Raw genomic sequence first — 16,960 nt, 5'->3', positions numbered from 1 at the left:
TGGCACGGGAGAACTCCGCGCCGCGGCCAACAGCACCGCGGCGCGCGGCGACGACGGTCACGGCCGGCGCGCGCTCATCCTGGTGGAGAACCTGTCCGTGCCGTTCGACCGGCGGGTCTGGCAGGAGTGCACGACCCTGCGCGACGCGGGCTGGACGGTGCACGTCATCTGCCCCCGCGGAGAGAAGCGGGACACGGAACCCGAAGCGGTGATCGACGGGGTGCGGATCCACCGCTACCCGCTGCGCGCGGCCACCGGCGGACCGGCCGGCTACCTGCGCGAGTACGGCTCGGCGCTCTGGCACACCGCCCGCCTCGCCCGCAAGGTGGGCCCCGTCCACGTGGTCCACGCCTGCAACCCGCCCGACCTGCTGCTCCTGGCGGCGCGGTGGTCGCGGCGGCGCGGCGCTCGGTTCGTCTTCGACCAGCACGACCTGGTCCCCGAGCTGTACCTGTCCCGGTTCGACCGCGGCAAGGACCTGCTCTACCGCGCCGTGTGCGCACTCGAACGGCGCACCTACCGCGCCGCGGACATCGTGCTCGCCACGAACGAGAGCTACCGGGACGTCGCCATACGCCGGGGCGGACAACGCCCCGAAGACGTCTTCGTGGTGCGCAGCGCACCCGCCGTCGAGCGGTTCCAACCGGTGCCCGCCGAACCGGAGTTGAAGCGCGGCAAGCCCCATCTGCTGTGCTACCTGGGCGTCATGGGCCCGCAGGACGGCGTCGACTACGCGCTGCGGGCGCTCGCGAAACTGCGCGACTCCTACGGACGGACCGACTGGCACGCCGTGTTCGTCGGCTCCGGCGACGCCTTCGACGCCATGGTCGAGCTGTCCCAAGAACTCGGACTGTCCGACCAGGTGCAGTTCACCGGCCGCATCCCGGACGCCGACCTGGTGCGCTACCTGTCCACCGCGGACGTCTGCCTCTCGCCCGACCCGCGCAATCCGCTCAACGACGTGTCGACCATGAACAAGGTCCTGGAGTACATGGCCATGGGCCGGCCGATCGTCTCGTTCGACCTCCGCGAGGCGCGCGTCTCCGCCGGCGACGCCGCCGTCTACGCGCGCGCCAACGACGAGGACGAGTTCGCCGGGCTGATCGAGGAACTCCTCGACGACCCCGAGAAGCGGATCCGGATGGGCAAGACCGGTCAGGAGCGGATCACCGGAGAGCTGGCCTGGGAGAACTCCCAGGCGTCGCTGCTCGCCGCCTACGCCGCCGCCTGCCGTGGCCGCGGCCCGGCGGGCGACCCGGCGCGCACAGGGAAGAGGCCGGGCAGGTGAGCGAGGACACGATACGCCTGGTCTCGATCGGGCGGATTCTCCGACGGCGGTGGCGGCTGCTGACCGTCGTCGCCGTGGCGGGCGCGCTGGTCGGCCTCGGCGCCTCGGTGCTGGTGTTCCCGCCCAAGTACACGGCGACGGCATCGATCCTGCTGCCGGGCCAGTGGGAAGAGCGGGAACTGCTGACCGAGGTGGACGTCGCGACCAGTTCGTCGGTCGTCGACCGGGTGGCCGACTCCCTCGACTGGAAGGGCGTCACCGGCAGCGACCTGCGCGACAGCGTGGCCGCCAAGGCCGCCGACGGGAACATCATCAAGCTCACCGGCACGGCCGAGACCCCGAAGCGCGCCCAGCAGCTCGCCGACCGGCTGGCCAAGCAGTTCGTCAGCTTCGCCGCACAGATCTCCGGCGGCTCCACCGACGCCGACGCCGCCACCGGCACCGAGGCGCTGCGCAAGAAGGTCGTGGAGACCAACCGGCGCATCACCGACCTGGCGAACGCGGCCGACCCCGGGCAGAGCGTGGAGAGCGTCCAGGCCCGCACCGCCCTCGAGAAGCTGCGCACCTCGCTGGAGGAGGCCATGACCAAGCTCGACCAGGCCGACCCGGCGAACGACAAGGCCGGCATGGTCGTCATGGGCCCGGCCGCCCGGCCGACCAGCGAGGCACCGCCGACGAGGACCCAACTCGTCGTCGGCGGCGCCCTGTTGTTCCTGCTGGCCGCGGTGATCGGCCATCTCGTCGGCGCCCGGTCCAACCGTCGCCCGCGCACCGGACCCGAGATCGCCGCGGTCCTCGGCGGGCCGCTCCTCGGCACCGTCGACGTCCCCGCCGAACGGCACCCGAGCCGGCCGGAGGCCCGGGGCGCACGGGCCCGGATCCGCGCGTTCCTCGGCGTCGACACCCGCTGGGACACCCCGGCCCCGCAGCCCTCGGGCGACGAGGCGGGACGGCGGATCCGCTACCGGCGGGTCTGCACCCACCTGCGGGACCAACTGCCGGGACCCCGGCGGCTGCTGGTCGTCGTCCCGGACGGCGACGACATCGCCCGCCGGGCCGCCGAACAGCTCGTCACCGAAGCCCAGGGCGATATGGCGCTGCGGCTGGTGGAGGTCTCCGTGGACCGGCCGACGGTGCCGGACCGCGGCCCCGAGTCCGGCGCCCTGATCGTCCTCAGCGCCGGCAGCAGGACCGCCGAGGAACTCGCGGACATCGCCGAGGCGTGCGCGGACGGCAGACACGACGTCGTCGGCACCGTCGTCGCGGACCGGGTCCAGGCCCGCCACGACCGCTCCACCGGCAGGCCGCCGGACCAGGCCACCCCAGCACTCGCGGTTCGCGGTCACGCGACAGGAGGTTCAGTGTGACGACGAGCAAGACATCCGAGTCGTCCGCCTCCACCCCCCTCCTCGATCTGCACGCCCTCGTGGTGGCGGTCCGCAGGCGCCGCCGCCTCTGGTGCGCCCTGGCGCTCCTGGGACTGCTGGCCGGCGCGGCCCTCGCGGTCCTGAAGCCGCCACCGCCGAGCGCGACGGTGAAGGTGCTGGTCGCGCACGCCGAGGACCAGCCGAACGACACCGGCACGCTGATCCGCACCGACGTCGAGGTCCTGGGCACCACCCGGATCGCCGGCCAGGCGCTGCGGACCCTCGGCTCGTCGGAGAACCCCGAGGACTTCCTGCGGGACTACCGGGGCACAGGCCTGACCAACAACCTGCTGCAGATCGACGTCGTCGGTGACAGCGACGCGGACGCCGTGGCCCGGGCCGAGGCGCTGGCCGACGTGTTCATCGCCGACCACGTCCGGCGCATGCGCAGCGCGGCGAACGCCGAGGCCAAGGCCCTGCTCGACCAGCGGGACCGGATGCGCACCGAACTCGCCGAGGTGAACAAGGAGATCGGCAGCCGGTCACCGGACACCGACCCGAACGAGTCGGCGAGCATCGAGACGCTCTTCGCCCGCCGCGCCGAACTCAACTCGCGCATCGCCGACTTCGACCAGCGCGCCGCGGAGGCCCGCACCGGCACGCCCAAGGTCGTCGCCGGCACCCAGATCGTGGACGCCCCGCGCGCGGTGCGGCACTCCCTGCCCAAGACCGCCGCCACCGACGCCGGGATCGGGCTCGTCCTCGGGCTCGTCCTCGGCCTCGCGCTGGCCGCGGTCGGCGTCGTGGTGGCCGACCGTCCCGTCCTGCGCCGGGACATCGCCGCGAACCTCGGCGCCTCGGTCATCGCGGAACTGCCGCACCACTCGGGCAGGCCGTGGCGGCGCCGCAGGACCCGGGCGACCCGCGAACGGCTCACCGCCCACCTCGCCCGCACCGTGCGCGGCTCCACCGACGACGTGTCCCTCCTCGAACTGGGCTGCGCGCGCGGCGCGAGCGTGATCGCCCTCGACCTCGCCGGGGCACTGGCGACCGAGGGACCCGTGACCGTCGTCGACGGGCTGCCCGGACCGCAACTCGCCGGCCGCGCCCCGAAGTCGGGGAACGTCACCGTGGTCGGCGGCGAGCGCGCCGCGACCGTGCCGCACCAGGAACGCCGGCTCGGCGTCGGCTCGGTGGCACCCGGCACGGCGTGGACCGACCTCCAGTACCTGGGCACTCAGACCGTGCTCGTGGTCCGGGCCGGGCACGGCAGCGCCGCCTGGCTGCACACCGTGGCGCGCCAGCTCGCGGACCAGCACATTCCGGTGATCGGAGTGGTGCTGATCGACCCCGACCCGCGGGACAGGACCGACGGCACGCTGTGGGACGGACTGCAGACCGCGCTCCGCGGCCGCAGCGAGCGGCCGGCCCGGCAGAACGGGACGGGCCAGCAGCGGACCGAGCGGCTGCCGGCGTGGGCCGCACGCGGCGCCGACAACGACCAGGAGGGCCGCTAGCACATGTGTGGCATCGCAGGCACGTACCGCTGGCCCGACGGGAAGGTCGTGACCGACCGGCTCACCGACACCCTCGCCCACCGCGGCCCCGACGGGTCGGGCCGGTACAGCCATCCCGTCGGCGACGGCGAAGTGCACCTGGGGCACCGCCGGCTGGCCATCATCGACCTGTCGGGGACCGGCGCCCAGCCCATGGTCTCGGACGGTCTGTCCCTCACCTACAACGGAGAGCTGTACAACGCGCCCGAACTGCGCGCCGAGCTGACGGCCGCCGGCGTCCGGTTCCGCGGCACCTCCGACACCGAGGTGCTGCTGGAGGCCTGGCGGCGCTGGGGCACCGACTGCCTGCCCCGGCTGCGCGGCATGTTCGCGTTCGGCGTCTTCGACGAGCGCACCGGCGAACTGGTTCTGGCCCGCGACCAGTTGGGCATCAAGCCGCTGTTCCTGCTGCGGCGCGGCACGGGCCTGGTGTTCGCCTCCGAGCTGAAGGCGCTCGCCGCCGCCACCGGCGGATCCCTCGAAGTGGACCACGCGGCGCTGGTGGCCTCGCTCCTCTACTACTGGGTGCCCGACTCGCGCTGCGCGTTCCGCGAGGCGGAGAAGCTGCCGCCGGGCAGCTGGCTCAGGTGCCGGCCCGACGGCAGCGTGCAGCGCGGCCGGTTCTGGAACCTGAAGGACGTCGCCGCCGAGGGCCGCGAGCGGGCCCTGGCCGGGGAGCGCCCCGACCTCGCCGCCATCGTCGAGGAGTCGACGAAGCAGCACCTGCTCTCCGACGTCCCCGTCGCGACCTTCCTCTCCGGCGGACTCGACTCCAGCTATCTGACCGCGCTGGCCGCCCGCCACCGACCCGGCATCTCGGCCTACACGATCGGGTTCCGCGCCGAGGACGCCAGGTTCGAGGCGATGCCCGACGACCTGCGCTACGCCCGGCAGGTGGCCCGGCAGTTCGGCGTCGACCTGCACGAGATCGAGATCGCCCCCGACGTGCTCGACCTGCTGCCGCAGATGACGTACCACCTGGACGAGCCGATCGGCGACCCCGCCGCGATCAACACGTACCTGATCTGCTCGGCCGCCCGGGAGGCCGGGGTCAAGGTGATGCTCTCCGGGATGGGCGCCGACGAGCTGTTCGCCGGGTACCGCAAGCACCTGGCCAACCTCCTCGCCGTGCGCTACCAGCGCGTGCCACGCCCCCTGCGGCGCGGCGTGTCCGCGGCCGTGGACCGGCTGCCGGTCGCCACGGCCCGCCGGGGCTACCGGTCGGTGCGCTTCGCCAAGCGGTTCCTGTCCTTCGCGGACCTGCCGGAGGAGACCGCGTTCCGGCGCAGCTACACCATGTACGACCAGGAGGAACTGCTCGCCCTCGTCGATCCGGACCTGGCCGGGACGGTCGACGACGTGCTGACCGAGCACGCGGACGTCTACGCGGACAACGACCTCGACGACTTCGTCAACCGCATGTGCCTGGGCGACGCCCGGATGTTCCTGCCGGGCCTCAACCTCGCGTACACGGACCGCTCCAGCATGGCCGCGTCGACCGAGGTGCGGGTGCCGTACGTGGACGTCGAGGTGGTCAGGGCGGCGTTCGCGTTCCCCGGCGACCGCAAGATCGTCGGACGGCAGGGCAAGGCGGTCCTCAAGGAGGCGGCCACCTCGATCCTGCCCCGGGAGATCGTCTACCGGCCCAAGGGCCTGTTCAGCGCCCCGCTGCGGGCCTGGATGAGCCGGGATCTGGCACCGCTGGTCCGCGAGGTGGTGAACGACGGCGAGCTGGTCAACTCCGGTCTGCTGCGCCGGGACGCGCTGGCCCGGATGGTCGCCGAGGACGCCGCCGGGCAGCGGGACTTCTCCAAGCATCTGTGGCACGTGCTGACCCTCGAGTACTGGTATCGCGGCGCGACCTCTGGCTCCGGCCAGAGCCAAGCGGCCTGACGGCGTTGAGAGTGGAATCAAGAGGAGCTCGGGTGAAACAGGTTGTCCAGAACTACAAGAGCGGCGAGCTCGCGGTGCTCGACGTGCCGGCGCCGGCCTGCAAGCCGGGCGGCGTGCTGGTGCGCACCGCCTATTCGCTGATTTCGACCGGGACCGAGCTCATGAAGGTGTCCGAGGCGGGCATGTCGATGGTGGGCAAGGCCCGCTCGCGCCCCGACCAGGTCGCCAAGGTCATGCAGAGCGTGGCCACCAACGGGGTGCCCGCCACCTACCGCAAGGTGATGGGCAAGCTCGACTCCTACACACCGCTCGGCTACTCGCTGTGCGGCGTGGTCGAGCAGGTCGGCGCCGGGATCGACGACGTCAAGGTCGGCGACCTCGTGGCCTGCGCGGGCAACGAGCACGCGCTGCACGCCGAGCTGAACTGGGTGCCGAGGAACCTCTACACGCCGGTGCCGGACGGCCTCGCGCCCCGGCACGCCGCGTTCGGCACCGTCGGCTCGATCGCCATGCAGGGCGTCCGCCAGGGCGAGTCCAGGCTCGGCGAAGTGGCGCTGGTCATCGGCCTCGGCCTGATCGGACAGCTGGTCGTCCAGCTCCTCGTCGCCTCGGGCGTCCGCGTCGTCGGGGCCGACCCCGACCCGGCGCGCTGCGAACTCGCCGAGCGCCTGGGCGCAGCGGCCTGCGGCGACCCCGGGTCGCCGGCCGTGGAGTCCGCCGTCGCCGAACTCACCGGCGGGCACGGCGTGGACCAGGTGTACCTGGCGGCCGGCGGCGGCAGCAACCAGCCCGTCGAGCTGGCCGCCCGGCTCTGCCGGGACCGCGGCCGGGTCGTCGACATCGGCAAGTGCCGGTTGGACCTGCCGTGGAACGCGTACTACGAGAAGGAGCTCGACGTCCGCTTCTCGCGCAGCTACGGCCCCGGGCGCTACGACCCGGAGTACGAGCTGGAGGGCCGCGACTACCCGATCGGTTACGTGCGCTGGACCGAGCGCCGCAACCTGGCGTGCTTCCTCGACCTCGTCGCGCGCGGCGACGTCGACGTGGAGCCCCTGGTCTCCCACGTCGCCGACTTCGACGACGCCGTCGAGACGTACCGGAGCCTGAAGGACGGCGAACTCAAGGCCGTGGCCGTCCTGTTCCGGTACCCCGAGCAGGAGACGGAGACCCGGGCCCCGGAGATCACCGTGCCCGCGGCGCCCCGCACCGCACCCGCCGCCCCGGCCCGCTCCGGCACCTCCCCGGTCCGGCTCGCGTTCGTCGGCGCCGGGAACTACGCGGCGTCGATGCTGCTGCCGCACCTGGCGCAGCGCGAGGGCGTCGCCCTCCAGACGGTCGTCACCACGACGGCCCTGTCCGCGGCCAACGCGCAGCGGAAGTTCGGCTTCGCCGAGGCGACCACCGACCTCGACGCCGTGCTCGACGACAAGACCGTCGACGCGGTGTTCGTCGTGACCCGGCACAGCTCGCACGCCGAACTGACCCGGCGGGCGCTCCTCGCCGGAAAGGCCGTGTTCGTGGAGAAGCCGCTGGCCCTGTCCGAGGAGGAGCTCGCCGGCGTCCTGGCCGCGGTGGAGGAGTCCGGCAACGACCGGCTGCAGGTGGGCTTCAACCGCCGGTTCGCCCCGCTGCTCCAGGAGGCCAAGCAGCGGTTCGGCGCCCGCAGCGGCCCGGCGAGCCTGCGCTACCTGGTCAACGCGGGCCGGTTGCAGCACGGCAGCTGGTACCTCCAACAGGGCACCGAGGGAAGCCGGTTCGCCGGTGAGGGCGGCCACTTCATCGACACGGCGAGCTGGCTGCTCGACGCCGACCCGGTCTCGGTGTACGCCGTCGCCACCCCCGGCAACGACGACCTCCAGATCGTCCTGCGCTACCCCGACGGATCCACCGCCACCATCAGCTACGTCACCACCGGCGCCGCGGGCTTCCCGAAGGAGACGCTCGACCTCATCGCGGACGGCAAGGTGCTGCGGCTCGACGACTTCGTGCGGGCCTCCGTCCACGCCCGCAAGCGATGGGTCAGCTCCCGGCTGCCGAAGGCCAGGGACAAGGGCCAGAACGCCGAACTGGCCTCGTTCATCAAGGCGGTGCGCAGCGGCGGCCCGATGCCGGTGTCGCTCGACTCGCTGGCCGCCACCACCGCGGCGACCCTCGCCGTGCAGTCGGCGCTGGCCGCGGGTGCGCCGGTGGCGTTGGAGAAGTCGCGATGAGCATGAGCGTGGGCTGGTACCTGCGGCGCCTGTCCCGGATGGGGCCGCGGGAGGCCGGCGGCCGGGCCGTCGACGTGGCGCGCAGGCGGCGGTGGCGCACGGCGCGGCCGACCTGCCCGCCGGTGACCGGCGCCCGGTTCACCGCGGCGCTGCCGCCCGGGACGATCGCCGCGATCGCGCCGGACGCCGCGAAGCGCCTCGTCGCCGAGGCGGACCGGCTGATGTACGGGCACGTCGAGTACTTCGGGGTGGTCCGCGACGACCTGACCGACCCGGACTGGTGGTACGACCCGAAGACCGGCCGCCGGGCACCGTTCGGCTACGCCTTCGGCCTGCCGTACCGCGACGAGGACGCGGTCGGCGACATCAAGCAGATCTGGGAGCTGTCCCGCCACCAGTACCTGACCGTGCTGGCCGCCGCCTACGCGATCACCGGGAACGAGCGGTACGCGGAGCGCGTCGCCGAGCACCTGCGGTCGTGGTGGGCGGCCAACCCGCCGCTGCGCGGCGTGCACTGGATCAGCGGCATCGAGCTGGGCATCCGCCTGCTGTCCTGGGTGTGGGTGCGCCGGCTGCTCGACGGCTGGCCGGGCGCGGCCGAGCTGTTCGAGGGCAACCCGGTGGCGCAGAACCAGATCTGGCACCACCAGCGGTGGCTGGCCGCGTTCCCCAGCCGGGGGTCGTCGGCCAACAACCACGTCATCGCCGAGACCGCCGGGCAGTTCGCGGCGGCCTGCGCGTTCGGCTGGTTCCCGTCGTCGGAGCGCTGGCGGGACCGGGCACTGCGCTCGCTGGACCGGCAGCTGCGCGCCAACACCTTCCTGTCCGGGCTCAACCGCGAACTGGCCAGCGAGTACCACGGCCTCGTCCTGGAGCTGGGCCTGGCCGCCGTGGCCGAGGCGGACGCCGCGCACGTGCCCGTTCCCGCGACGACCCGGCTCGTGCTGCTGCGGATGACCGACGCGCTCGCGGCCGTCGTCGACAGCCGGTTACGGCCGCCGCGCCAGGGCGACGCCGACGACGGGCACGGTCTGGTCGTGGACGGTGCGGGCACCGACCGGTGGGGCTCGCTGCTCGCCACCGGGGACGCCGTGTTCGGCCGGCTCGCCTGGTGGCCGGAGGTGACCGGCACCGATGTGCGCACCCCGCTGCTCGCCGCGCTGATCCGCCCCGGCGTGCCCGGCGCCAGGAAGCCGACGCGCCCCGCGGCCCGCCCCGCCCACTTCGCCGACGCCGGGCTCACCGTGCTGCGCGGGCCCGGAGGGATCTGGTGCCGCTGCGACGCGGGCCCGCACGGCTTCCTGTCCATCGCCGCGCACGCCCACGCGGACGCCCTGTCCGTGGAGGTCCGGCACGACGGCGTCGACGTGCTCGCCGACCCGGGGACGTACTGCTACCACGGGCAGCCCGAGTGGCGGCAGTACTTCCGGTCGACCATCGGCCACAACACGCTGGAGCTGGACCGCACCGACCAGTCCGTGTCCGGCGGCCCGTTCCTGTGGACCCGGCACGCCGACAGCCGCGTCCTGACGGCCGGCGCCGCCCGCTGGCAGGCCGAACACGACGGCTACCAGGGCTCCGTGCACCGGCGCAGCGTGGAACTGGCGGCGGAATCAGGCGAGTTGACGGTGATGGACGAGGTGCGGGGCCCGCGCCGCGACGTACGTCTCGCCTTCCACCTCGGCCCGGAGATCACCGCCGACCTCACCGAGAACCGCGCGGTGCTCAGCTGGACCCGGGACGGCGAGGACCGCTCCGCCGTGCTCGACCTGCCGGGGCGGCTGTCCTGGCAGGCGCACCGCGGGCAGACGGAGCCGCCGCTCGGCTGGTACTCCGCAGGCTTCGGGCGCAAGGAACCCGCCACCACGCTGATCGGCACCGGTGTCGCCGACGGCGGGCAGGGGTTCACCACCGTGCTCAGGTTCGACGGCTAGGGGGCACGCGTGGGGATCAAGAGGCACGGGGCACCCGCGGCGGCGGCACTGACGCTCGCCCTGCTCGTGGTGACCGGCTGCACGGGGACGTCGGACACCCCGGCGAAGTCGAAGGGCTCGTCGTCCGGGTCCGGGTCCGGGGCCGCCACGGCCGGGGCCCCCGCGTCGGTGGCGTCGACGGCCAAGGTGTGCGCCAAGCCCGGGCCAGGTCCCACGAAGCCGCCGAAGGGCGCGGTGACGGTCGACCCCAAGGTGGTCAACGACCTGTTCACGAAGACGAAGAACAGCCCGCCGAACACCACGTTCTGGCTGAAGCCCGGCAAGCACCTGCTGGAGAAGGCGCAGTACGCCCAGGTCATCCCGAAGAAGGGGGACCGCTACCTGGGCGCGCCGGGCGCCGTCCTCGACGGTCGCAAGACCAACCAGTACGCGTTCGGCGGCCACGCCTCCGACGTCACCATCAGCTCCCTGACCGTGCAGGGCTTCGTCCCGCCGCAGGACGAGGGCGTGGTCAACCACGGCTCGGCCGACGGCTGGGTGATCGAGCACTCCACGATCCAGTACAACTCGGGCGCCGGGCTGATGACCGGAGCCCGCCAGCAGATCCGCGGCAACTGCCTGCGCGGCAACGGCCAGTACGGCATCAACGGCTACAAGGAGGGCGACTCCATCCGCGGCCTGGTGGTCGAGGGCAACGAGATCGTCGGCAACAACACCGACGACTGGGAGAAGCGCAGGCCCGGCTGCGGCTGCACCGGAGGCATGAAGTTCTGGGCCGTCAACGGCGCGGACATCCGCGGCAACTGGGTGCACGACAACCTCGGAGCCGGGTTCTGGGCGGACACCAACAACAACGACTTCCTCATCGAGAACAACCTGATCGAGAACAACAACGGGGCCGCGCTGATCTACGAGATCAGCTACAACGCGATCATCCGGAACAACACGATCCGGCGGAACAACTGGGTCGAGGGCCGCAGGTCCGCCGACCGCGGCGACAACTTCCCGTTCGGCACCGTCTATCTGTCCGAGGCCGGCGGCGAACCACGGATCAAGGCCCGCACGGACAAGATCGACGTCTACCGGAACGTGCTGGAGAACAACTGGAACGGCATCACCCTGTGGGAGAGCGCCGACCGGTTCTGCAACAGCCCCGCCAACACCTCGGGCAGCTACTGCACGCTGCTGGTGAAGGACACGGCCCGCTGCAAGAAGCCCGCCATCGCCGACCCGCCGCTGTACGACGACTGCCGGTGGAAGACGCAGCGCGTGGACATCCACGCCAACCGCTTCCTGCTGGACAAGTCCGTGGTCAAGTGCGAGGACAAGTGCGACCGCATGGCGGTGCTCGCCAACTACGGCACGTACCCGAAGTGGTCGCCGTACAAAGGCGTGCGGGTCGCGCAGGCGATCACCCGCAAGCAGCACAACCGCTGGCACGACAACACCTACCGGGGGCCGTGGACGTTCGTCGTCCAGGACCCGAGCCAGGCACTCGACCGCGCGCAGTGGCAGAGCACGCCCTACCGGCAGGACGCGGGCAGCACCTTCCGGTCACGGGAGGGTGGTTGAGGTGAGCGAGCACACGCCGAAGACCGTCGGGATCGCCTGGGCGCTGCTGGGCCTCAACACGCTCGGCTCCGCCGGGGCCAAGACCATCGTCACGATCCCCCGCTCCCTCATCCAGATGGTCACCATGGGCGCGCTGGTCGCCGCGTTCGCGCTGGCGCTCGCGGCCAACCTCAAGCTGCGCATCCGGCCGACCGCCTTCGTGTTCCTGCTGAGCCTGCTGCTGGTGCCCAGCGTGATCTCCAGCGCCGACCTGGAGTCCGGGTTCGGCGCGCTGTTCCGGTGCGCCCGCCTGACCCTCTTCGTCGCCACCCTGTGGCTGCTCAGCCGCTGGTGGGACGGGAGCGACACCTTCGTCCGCTACCACATCCGGATGTACTGCGCGGCCCTCGCGACGGCCGCCGCCGGCCTGGTCATCTCGCCGGGCGCGGCCATGCCCGAGCTGTACGGCGGACGCCTCGTCGGCGCCCTGTGGCCGCTCACCCCGCCGCAGATCGGACAGTACGCCGCCGTCATCATCGGGCTCACCGTGCTGCTCCTGCTGGGCCGCAGGACCGACCGGAGGACCGCCGCGGTGATCATCGTGCCGTCCTTCGTCCTGCTCGCCCTCACCCACACCCGGACCGCGACGGTGGGCATGCTCCTCGGCCTGGTGCTGGCCATCGGCTCGCTCGTGCTGACCAGCGCCGCCGCCCGCCGGTTCTTCGCCTGGTCGGTGGTCGTCGCCACCGTGGCCGGCGTCGGGTTCGCCTCCGCGCTCCAGGCGTGGTTCCTGCGCGGCCAGAGCAAGGAGTACTTCACCAGCCTCACCGGCCGCGCCAAGGTCTGGGACGCGCTGCTCGCGGCCCACCGGACCACCGTGGAGCAGCTGTTCGGCACCGGCCTGGGCGACAAGTCGTTCGGCGGGCTGCCGATCGACAACAGCTGGCTGGCCGTCTACAACGAGCAGGGCCTGATCGGCGTCGGCATCGTCGCCGCCCTCGTCCTCGTCCTCGGCACCGTCGCCCTGCTGCGGCCACCGTCGCTGGCCAGGGCCTGCGCGATCTTCCTGATCAGCTACGTCGCGATCTCCTCGTACACCGAGGCCGGCCTCGGCGACGCCTCGGCGTACCTGCTGCACCTGGCCCTGGCCGCCTCGCTCCTCGCGGTCCCCGCCCCCGCCACGGATGTGCCCCTCGTGGCGCCCGCGGCCCCCCGACGACCGATCCCGCGCTGGGCCCGGGACCGGGAGGTGACCTGACCATGCACGTCCTCGTGGTGCACAACCGCTACTCGTCGGCGCAGCCGAGCGGGGAGAACCGCGTCGTCGACCAGGAAGTGGGGCTGCTGCGGGCGGCCGGACACCGGGTCGACACGTTCGAGCGGCGCAGCGACGACATCGCCGGAAAGTCCCTGCGCGGCAAGGCCGCGGTGCCGCTCCTGGTGCCGTGGAACCCCGCCGTGCGCAAGGAGCTCACCGCCCGGCTGCGGGCCGAGCGGCCGGACGTGGTGCACATCCACAACGTCTTCCCACTGCTGTCGCCCGCGGTCCTCGCCGCCTGCGCCGACGCGGGCGTGCCCGCCGTCGCCACGCTGCACAACTACACGCAGGTCTGCCCGCCCGGCACCCTGCACCGGGACGGCAGGGCCTGCACCGAGTGCGTCGGATCGGTGGCGTCACTGCCCGCCGTCCGGCACGGCTGCTACCGCAACTCCCGCCTGGCGACCGTGCCGCTCGCGGTCAGCCTGACGGCGAACCGGCGGCGGTGGTGGTCCGGCGTCGCGCGGTTCTTCTGCATCTCCGCGGCCCAACGCGACGTCCTGGTGCGCTCCGGCATGCCGGCCGAGCGGCTGACCGTGAAGCACAACTTCGTCCCGGAGCCGGAATCACGGCGGGCGGGCGCCGGCGAGCAGGTGCTGTTCCTCGGGCGGCTCGCGGAGGCCAAGGGGATGCGGCTGCTGATGGCCGCGTGGGACGAGATCGCCGCGGGCGGCGGCGTGGGCGTGCCGCTCGTGCTGGCCGGCGCCGGGCCGATGGAGCCGGAGGTGTCCGCCTGGGCGGCGGACCGCGACGACGTGCGCTACGTCGGCCTGCTGACACCGGACCAGGTCCGGCAGGCCGTCGCGCGATCGGTCGCGGTCGTGGCGCCCTCGATGGCCATGGAGACGTTCGGCCTGGTCGTCGCGGAGGCGATGGCGGCGGGGGTACCGGCCGTGGCCGCCGGACACGGCGCCTTCGTCGAACTCGTCGAGGACGGGGTGACCGGACTGCTGCACCGGCCGGGCGACACCGCGTCACTGGTGTCCTGCCTGCGCCGGATCACGGCCGACCCGGCCCGCAACGAGGAGATGGGCCGGGCGGCCAGGAGCCGCTACGAACAGTGCTTCAGCCCGGCCGTGGGGCTTGAACGCCTGGTGGACGAGTACCGCACCGCCATCGCGGGGCGGACCGAAAAAATGGGGGACAGTAGATGACACGATGCCGACTCTGCGGCTCGGAAGCCATGGCCAGCGTCGTCGATCTCGGGGCGACGCCACCGTGCGAGAGCTTCCTCGCCGCGGACCGACTCGACCAGCCGGAACCGGCGTACCCGCTCCACCTGCGGGTCTGCACGGACTGCTGGCTGGCGCAGATCCCGCCGCTGATCACGCCCGAGGACACGTTCAGCGAGTACGCGTACTTCTCCTCCTTCTCGACGTCCTGGGTGGAGCACGCGCGCACCTTCGTCGCCGACGCGGCCACGAAGGCGGGACTCGGACCCGACTCCTTCGTGGTCGAGGTCGCCAGCAACGACGGGTACCTGCTGAAGCACGTGGTGGACCGGGGGATCCGCTGCCTGGGCGTCGAACCGTCGGTGAACGTCGGCGCCGCGGCCCGGGAGGCGGGTGTGCCCACGCTCACCGCGTTCCTGAGCCCGGACACCGGCTCGGCCGTCCGCGCCGAGCACGGCCCGGCCGACCTGGTCGTCGCCAACAACGTGTACGCGCACATCCCCGACGTCGTCGGCTTCACGCAGGGGCTGCGCGCCCTGGTCGCCGACGACGGCTGGGTCTCCATCGAGGTGCAGCACCTGCTGACGCTGATCGAGGAGAACCAGTACGACACGATCTACCACGAGCACTTCCAGTACTACACGGTCGCCTCCGCGATCCGGGCCCTCGCCGGCGGCGGACTCGCCCTCGTCGACGTCGAGTTGCTGCCCACGCACGGCGGCTCCATCCGGCTGTGGGCCCGGCCCGCCGAGACGGCCGGCGAGCCGAGCGAGCGGGTGGCCGACGTGCTCGCCCGGGAGAAGGCCGCCGGACTGCAGGAGCTGTCCGGGTACACCGAGTTCTCCGCCCGGGTCGCCAAGGTGCGCCGCGACCTCCTCGCCTTCCTCATCACCGCGGCCGAGGAGGGCAGGTCGGTCGTCGGCTACGGCGCCCCCGGCAAGGGCAACACGCTGCTCAACCACTGCGGCATCCGGCCCGACCTGCTCGCGTACACGGTCGACCGCAACCCCTACAAGCACGGCAGGTTCACCCCGGGCACCCGCATCCCGATCCTGCCGCCCGAGCAGATCCAGGCCGACCGGCCCGACTACGTCCTCGTCCTGCCGTGGAACCTGCGGACCGAACTGGTCGAGCAGCTGTCCTACGTGCACGAGTGGGGCGGCCGGCTCGTCTTCCCCATCCCGGAACTGAGCGTCGTCGAGGCCACGCCGGTGAAAGAGGTAACAGCATGAAGGTCGTCCTGTTCTGCGGCGGTTACGGGATGCGCATGCGCAACGGAACCTCCGACGACGTGCCCAAGCCGATGGCGATGGTCGGCCCCAGGCCGCTGATCTGGCACGTCATGCGCTACTACGCGCACTTCGGGCACAAGGAGTTCATCCTGTGCCTCGGCTACGGCGCCCACCACATCAAGAACTTCTTCCTCAACTACGAGGAGACGACGTCCAACGACTTCGTGCTGCGCGGCGGGCGGACCGAGCTGCTCTCCACCGACATAGCCGACTGGACGATCACGTTCGCGCAGACCGGCATCGAGTCACCGATCGGCGAGCGGCTGCGCCGGGTCCGCGACCACCTGGACGGCGACGAGATGTTCCTCGCCAACTACGCCGACGTGCTGACCGACGCACCGCTGCCGCAGATGATCGACTCCTTCGCCGGGCGGGACGCCGGCGCGTCGATGATGGTGGTGCCGCCGCAGTCCTCGTTCCACTGCGTGGACCTGGGCGAGGACGGTCTGGTGGGCGGCATCACCGCGGTGAGCGACATGCCGCTGTGGGAGAACGGCGGCTACTTCGTGCTCCGCCAGGAAGTCTTCGACCACATACCGGAGAACGGTGACCTGGTCGCCGACGGCTGCGCCCAACTCGCCAAGCAGGGACGGCTCGTGGCCCACCAGCACCGCGGCTTCTGGAAGCCGACCGACACGGTGAAGGAGCGCGCCGCCCTCGACGACGCCTACGCCAGGGGCGACCGCCCGTGGGCCGTGTGGGAACGCGACGCCGCCGTCGTGGGGTCCGCGTGATCCGGCTCGGGGCCGGACCCCTGGACCGGATCGTCGCGGTGGGCGCGCACTGCGACGACATCGCCATCGGCGCGGGCGGCACCCTGCTCGCGATCTGCCGCGCGCGCCCGGGAGTCCGGGTCGACGCCCTCGTGCTCTCCGGCGGCGGCACCGACCGCGAGCAGGAGGAGCAGGCCGCGCTCGCCGCGTTCTGCCCGGACGCCGACCTGCGCCTGACCGTGCTCAAACTGCCGGACGGCCGGATGCCCGCGCACTGGGAGGAGGCCAAGGCCGCCGTCGAGGAACTGCGCGAGCGGACCGACCCCGACCTGGTCCTGGCCCCGCGCACCGACGACGCGCACCAGGACCACCGCGGCCTGGCCCGGTTGATCCCCACCGCGTTCCGCGACCACCTCGTGCTCGGCTACGAGATCGTCAAGTGGGACGGCGACCTCGGCCGCCCGTCCGCGTACCAGCCGCTGACGCCGGAACTCGCCGAACAGAAGGTCAGGCTGCTGCAGGAGCACTACCCCTCGCAGCGGCACCGGCCCTGGTACGACCGCGAGGCCTTCCTCGGCCTCGCCCGCATCCGCGGCATCGAATGCCACGCCCGCTACGCCGAGGCGTTCGCCGCCACCAAACTCACGCTCGACCTGGGGGACTGAA

General features: G+C 72.5%; 12 protein-coding genes. All 12 read left to right on the top strand.

The annotated features are described in order from the left end of the window. The first annotated feature begins 82 nt into the window (after positions 1 to 82). The 12 genes from RBJ77_RS31110 to RBJ77_RS31055 are packed head-to-tail and all read left to right on the top strand — an operon-like array spanning position 83 to position 16,959. Positions 83 to 1,288: a glycosyltransferase family 4 protein gene (locus tag RBJ77_RS31110; protein ID WP_372348036.1), complete on the top strand. Its 1,206-nt coding sequence runs from the start codon at positions 83 to 85 to the stop codon at positions 1,286 to 1,288. Then, positions 1,285 to 2,655: a Wzz/FepE/Etk N-terminal domain-containing protein gene (locus tag RBJ77_RS31105; RefSeq protein WP_372348025.1), complete on the top strand. Its 1,371-nt coding sequence runs from the start codon at positions 1,285 to 1,287 to the stop codon at positions 2,653 to 2,655. Before RBJ77_RS31110 ends, RBJ77_RS31105 begins: the two co-directional genes overlap by 4 nt. Beyond that, on the top strand, positions 2,652 to 4,172 hold the full coding sequence (locus tag RBJ77_RS31100; RefSeq protein WP_372348024.1) for a Wzz/FepE/Etk N-terminal domain-containing protein: 1,521 nt from the start codon (positions 2,652 to 2,654) through the stop codon (positions 4,170 to 4,172). The genes RBJ77_RS31105 and RBJ77_RS31100 overlap by 4 nt, the downstream gene beginning before the upstream one ends. A 3-nt stretch (positions 4,173 to 4,175) precedes the next feature. After that, positions 4,176 to 6,104 carry an asparagine synthase (glutamine-hydrolyzing) gene (asnB, locus tag RBJ77_RS31095; RefSeq protein ID WP_372348023.1) on the top strand — a complete coding sequence of 643 codons (1,929 nt, stop codon included), beginning with the start codon at positions 4,176 to 4,178 and terminating at the stop codon, positions 6,102 to 6,104. A 32-nt stretch (positions 6,105 to 6,136) separates the two neighbouring features. After that, positions 6,137 to 8,314: a bi-domain-containing oxidoreductase gene (locus RBJ77_RS31090; RefSeq protein ID WP_372348022.1), complete on the top strand. Its 2,178-nt coding sequence runs from the start codon at positions 6,137 to 6,139 to the stop codon at positions 8,312 to 8,314. Next, on the top strand, positions 8,311 to 10,248 hold the full coding sequence (locus tag RBJ77_RS31085) for an alginate lyase family protein (RefSeq protein ID WP_372348021.1): 1,938 nt from the start codon (positions 8,311 to 8,313) through the stop codon (positions 10,246 to 10,248). Before RBJ77_RS31090 ends, RBJ77_RS31085 begins: the two co-directional genes overlap by 4 nt. Positions 10,249 to 10,257: 9 nt before the next feature. Beyond that, positions 10,258 to 11,820: a right-handed parallel beta-helix repeat-containing protein gene (locus RBJ77_RS31080; protein WP_372348020.1), complete on the top strand. Its 1,563-nt coding sequence runs from the start codon at positions 10,258 to 10,260 to the stop codon at positions 11,818 to 11,820. A gap of 1 nt (position 11,821) precedes the next feature. Further along, positions 11,822 to 13,057, top strand: coding sequence for an O-antigen ligase domain-containing protein (locus RBJ77_RS31075; RefSeq protein WP_372348019.1), 1,236 nt, complete (start codon positions 11,822 to 11,824; stop codon positions 13,055 to 13,057). Between the two features lie 2 nt (positions 13,058 to 13,059). After that, positions 13,060 to 14,271 carry a glycosyltransferase gene (locus tag RBJ77_RS31070; RefSeq protein WP_372348018.1) on the top strand — a complete coding sequence of 404 codons (1,212 nt, stop codon included), beginning with the start codon at positions 13,060 to 13,062 and terminating at the stop codon, positions 14,269 to 14,271. Next, positions 14,268 to 15,521, top strand: coding sequence for a class I SAM-dependent methyltransferase (locus tag RBJ77_RS31065; protein WP_372348017.1), 1,254 nt, complete (start codon positions 14,268 to 14,270; stop codon positions 15,519 to 15,521). Before RBJ77_RS31070 ends, RBJ77_RS31065 begins: the two co-directional genes overlap by 4 nt. Next, the gene (locus RBJ77_RS31060; protein ID WP_372348016.1) at positions 15,518 to 16,315 is read left to right on the top strand and encodes a glucose-1-phosphate cytidylyltransferase; all 798 of its coding nucleotides are present in this window, start codon (positions 15,518 to 15,520) and stop codon (positions 16,313 to 16,315) included. Before RBJ77_RS31065 ends, RBJ77_RS31060 begins: the two co-directional genes overlap by 4 nt. Next, the gene (locus RBJ77_RS31055; RefSeq protein ID WP_372348015.1) at positions 16,312 to 16,959 is read left to right on the top strand and encodes a PIG-L deacetylase family protein; all 648 of its coding nucleotides are present in this window, start codon (positions 16,312 to 16,314) and stop codon (positions 16,957 to 16,959) included. The genes RBJ77_RS31060 and RBJ77_RS31055 overlap by 4 nt, the downstream gene beginning before the upstream one ends. Position 16,960: the final 1 nt, after the last annotated feature.

Source organism: Streptomyces sp. KL116D, from assembly GCF_030766975.1.
Taxonomy (GTDB): domain Bacteria; phylum Actinomycetota; class Actinomycetes; order Streptomycetales; family Streptomycetaceae; genus Streptomyces; species Streptomyces longispororuber_A.
Note: the sequence above shows the minus strand (reverse complement) of the source record. Positions and strands in the feature narration are given on the sequence as shown.

Coding starts and splice junctions, on each gene's coding strand:
- asnB (WP_372348023.1), top strand. CDS start 4,176: ATGTGTGGCATCGCAGGCACGTACCGCTGGCCCGACGGGAAGGTCGTG.
- RBJ77_RS31085 (WP_372348021.1), top strand. CDS start 8,311: ATGAGCATGAGCGTGGGCTGGTACCTGCGGCGCCTGTCCCGGATGGGG.
- RBJ77_RS31070 (WP_372348018.1), top strand. CDS start 13,060: ATGCACGTCCTCGTGGTGCACAACCGCTACTCGTCGGCGCAGCCGAGC.
- RBJ77_RS31065 (WP_372348017.1), top strand. CDS start 14,268: ATGACACGATGCCGACTCTGCGGCTCGGAAGCCATGGCCAGCGTCGTC.
- RBJ77_RS31060 (WP_372348016.1), top strand. CDS start 15,518: ATGAAGGTCGTCCTGTTCTGCGGCGGTTACGGGATGCGCATGCGCAAC.